We start from the raw sequence: 786 nt of genomic DNA, 5'->3' as shown, positions 1-786 counted from the left end.
GGCTGGACCGGAGTCCTCCACACAGATCGCCGATCCCGCAGAGTTTTGGCATGGAGTGGCTCAACCCGGCCAGCTTCCCGATAGCTGGAATACAGCGCCCTTCCGGCAGGATTTGCCGTCAGCCGCCTATTCACCGGTGCAAAGCGTCAATCCGCCAGACGCACCATGGGAGCAAAGCTTGGGGGCATCGATCTTCGGCACCCCACAGTACATGCTGCCTGTGGACGACTTGGGAGGAGCTGTCCCTCCGAGCTGGCAACACCGCAATCAACCGGCACCGGCTGGCCTTCGGCTTGCGATGTCCTGGCTTGAGTTGCTGCCGAGCGCGGACAACCCCCAGACCAGCATCACTATCCATGGTGTGCCCTACACGGCCACTCTGGGGCCATCAGGCAGGGAGAACGACATTTACCTTTTCCAGCAATAGGGTGGAGATGGATCGAGCAATAGATGCCAGTCGTTCTTGAAAAAGCACCAAATCGTTGAGGGAGAATCCGTTTTTACGCGGCCACGTGCAGCGCGCCAACCCAGATGAGACGATCCCCAGTGCCGGGGGCGACATCGAATGTGCACGTCGCCAGTCTTCCTTCAAAACGTGACGTTTGGCCAGCATCCCAAGAGGCGACGGCTGTCGCATCTGAGGTGTAGACAGATACGGATGCGGGAAGAGCCTCGGGTGCGAAGGATGCTGGCGCGGTCGCTGAAGTGCTTAGTGCCGTCTATGACGGCCTACCCTTTGCGGGTTCTACTATGGCTTCAGGCCAGGACGAAACCCGCCCATGGCGC

General features: G+C 59.9%; 1 pseudogene. It reads left to right on the top strand.

Annotated elements, in window-relative coordinates:
* Positions 1 to 427 (top strand): annotated as a pseudogene (locus PH551_RS32835) (Ulp1 family isopeptidase); the annotation flags it as partial.
* Between the last annotated feature and the right edge of the window lie 359 nt (positions 428 to 786).

The sequence above is a fragment of the Rhizobium atlanticum genome, assembly GCF_030182485.1.
Taxonomy (GTDB): Bacteria; Pseudomonadota; Alphaproteobacteria; order Rhizobiales; family Rhizobiaceae; genus Rhizobium.
Note: the sequence above shows the minus strand (reverse complement) of the source record. Positions and strands in the feature narration are given on the sequence as shown.